The sequence below is a fragment of the Streptomyces sp. UNOC14_S4 genome (assembly GCF_020740835.1).
In the GTDB taxonomy this organism is placed as follows: domain Bacteria; phylum Actinomycetota; class Actinomycetes; order Streptomycetales; family Streptomycetaceae; genus Streptomyces.
On the sequence record NZ_JAINFC010000742.1, the window covers coordinates 1 to 2718 of the forward strand.

2 protein-coding genes are annotated in these 2718 nt (G+C 70.8%); one reads left to right on the forward strand and one right to left on the reverse strand.

Going from position 1 to position 2718, the window contains the following annotated elements; translation table 11 throughout:
• On the reverse strand, window positions 1-1298 hold a 1298-nt coding region (locus K6I34_RS35180; RefSeq protein ID WP_229332096.1), incomplete at its 3' end, for an ABC transporter substrate-binding protein.
• Window positions 1299-1514: 216 nt separating this feature from the next.
• On the opposite strand from K6I34_RS35180, the gene K6I34_RS35185 reads away from it, so the two are divergent.
• On the forward strand, window positions 1515-2561 hold the full coding sequence (locus K6I34_RS35185) for a LacI family DNA-binding transcriptional regulator (protein ID WP_229332097.1): 1047 nt from the start codon (window positions 1515-1517) through the stop codon (window positions 2559-2561).
• The last annotated feature ends 157 nt before the right edge of the window (window positions 2562-2718 follow it).

Genomic DNA, 2718 nt, shown 5'->3' on the forward strand with positions numbered 1-2718 from the left:
TGCTTGAGGAGCTTGTCGCTCTGCGCCACGGCGTCGTCCAGGGCCTGTTGGGGCGACTTCTTGCCTTGGAGCGCCTTGGCGACCTCGTTCTTGAGGATCACCTTCATTTCCTCGCTCATCACCACCGGCGTGTAATTCACGGCCCCTTTGAGCATTCGCGCCGACGCGACCCGGACGCGGCCCTCGTCGGTGCCGTCGTCCTTCGTCCAGTACGCGTCGTCCAGCGAGCCCTTGGTGCTGGGGAAGACGGCCACCTTATGGGCGAATCCCTCCTGGTTCCCGCGGTCGGTGACGAAGTGCGCGAAGGCGACGGCGGCGGCCTTGTGCCTGCTCTGCTTGCTGACGGCCAGCCCCATCACGTACATGTTCGGCTTACCGGTGTTGTTCGGGGCGTCGGTGATGCCGAGCTCCTTGTACAGCGCGGGCGCGTTCTTCTTGAAGGTGTCCAGGTCGTGCGCGCTGCCCGGATTGATGGCGACCTTCTGCTCCAGGAATTTCTGGCCCGAATTGTCGGCGGTGTTGGTGAGCGCCTGGGCGTCGAGCCCGCCGATGCCGTAGAGCTCCTTGTACTTGCCGAGCAGTTCCACGCCCTTGGGCTCGTTGTAGGTGAACTTCGTGGCATCGGCGTTCATCAGCCGTACGCCGTAGCGGCCGAAGTCCTCGATGGACGGGGTGCCCGCGAGCGTCGCGGTCCTCCCGCCGGACTTCCGGGCCAGGGCCGTCGCCGTGGCGAACAGCTCGTCGTAGGTCCTCGGGGGCCTCTCGGGGTCCAGACCGGCCTGCCGGAACAGCGCCTTGTTGTAGAACAGCGGGCCGGTGTTGAGGTACCAGGGGAAGGCGTACGCGCCGTCCAGGCCGGGCAGCGTGTTCCCCTGCCACGCCTCCGGCGTGTACTCGTCCTTGTACCGCGCCGCCGCCTTCTCCCGGTCCAGGTTCAGCAGGGTGCCCGCCTTGGCCAGGGGATAGGAGAGGTCGGGCGACACATTGACCACGTCGGGAAGGGTGCCGGCACCGGCGTCCGCGCTCAGCTTCTCCGCGTAGTTGTCGGCGGGCTGGTCCAGCCATTTGACCTTGACGTCGGGGTTCTGTTTCTCGAACTCCCCGATCAGGCCCTCGAAATAGTCCTTGAAGTTGCTGCGCAGATTCCAGGTCTGGAACGTGATGCCGCCCTCGGGCCTGCCACTCGCGTCGGCGTCCCCCGAACCGCCCCCGGAACCGCACGCGGTGAGCAGCACGGCGGACGCGAGGAGCGGTACGGCGACAGCGGCTCTGCGGGATGCTCCGCGGGATATGGGCATGGCGCGGCGAACTCCTTCGGCAGTACCGGGAGGGGCGCCCGCGAGGGGGCCCGGGGGCGCAACAAAAGCTGCACCCGGCCCGCGGTGAAGTCAATACTCGCGGCAATGACTAATGCGCTTTAGTCTGCGGTGAGTTACGGCCGGACAGGCCCTGTGCCCGAGCGGTTCCGGCGTCGCCGTCCGGACCTGTCGCACCCTGTCGCAGGAGGGAGACGCATGCGCCGCACCCCGGCCCGCCGCCCCACGATGAAGGACATCGCGCGCCGCGCGGGCGTCTCGGAGAGCGCGGTCTCCTTCGCGCTCAACGGCCGCCCCGGGGTCTCCGAGGCCACCCGCGCCCGGGTCCGCCGGGTCGCCGAGGAACTGGGGTGGCGGCCCAGCACCGCCGCCCGCGCCCTGTCCGGCGAGGGCGCGGCCACCGTCGGACTCGTCCTCGCCCGGCCCGCACGCACGCTCGGCGTCGAGTCGTTCTTCCTCCGCCTCGTCTCCGGCGTCCAGGAGGTGCTCGCGGCCCGCCACCTCGGGCTGCTCTTCCAGGTGGTCGAGGACGTCGACGCCGAGTGCGTGGTCCACCGCCGCTGGTGGGCCGAGCGGCGCGTCGACGGCCTCCTCGTCGTCGACCCCCGCGCCGACGACCCGCGCCCCGCCCTGCTGGACGAACTCGCCCTGCCCGCGGTGGTCATCGGGGCCTTCGACGACGGTGGTGCCGTCCATGGGGCGATCTCCAACCTGTGGGCCGACGACACCGCCGCGATGACCTCGATCGTCGACCACCTCCACGGGCTCGGGCACCGCCGCATCACCCATATCGCGGGCCTCCCCGAACTGGCCCACACACGGCGGCGCATCACCTGCCTGCGGGCCGAGGCCGAACGGCGCGGGCTGCCCGACGTCACCTCGGTGACCACGGACTACTCCGACGCGCAGGGCGCCGACGCGACGCGCCGGGTGCTGGCGGGGGCGCGGCCGCCGTCCGCGATCGTCTACGACAACGACGTCATGGCCGTCGCGGGCCTGGCCGTCGCGGCGGAGCGGGGCGTGTCCGTGCCGGGCGAACTCTCGATCGTGGCCTGGGACGACTCCGTGCTCTGCCGCAGCACGCACCCGGCGCTCACGGCGCTCACGCGCGACACGGTGGCCTTCGGCCGCGAGGCGGCGGGGCTTCTCACGTCTCTCCTCGACGGGGCCCCACCGCGGCGCGTCCGCGCGCCGACCCCTCGGCTTATGCCCAGGGCTTCCACGGGGAGCCCCCGGCAGCGTTGACCGGGGCCCCGGCCCCCTCGCCTACCGGGGTGCTTCTTGCGCTCCGTGCGCGGCTGCGGGTCGTGTGTGGCTGGTCGCGCAGTTCCCCGCGCCCCTAACGGGCGCTCTACCTCCACCTGTTACCAACCGCTTAGTATGTCAACGCGCACGCACCCAC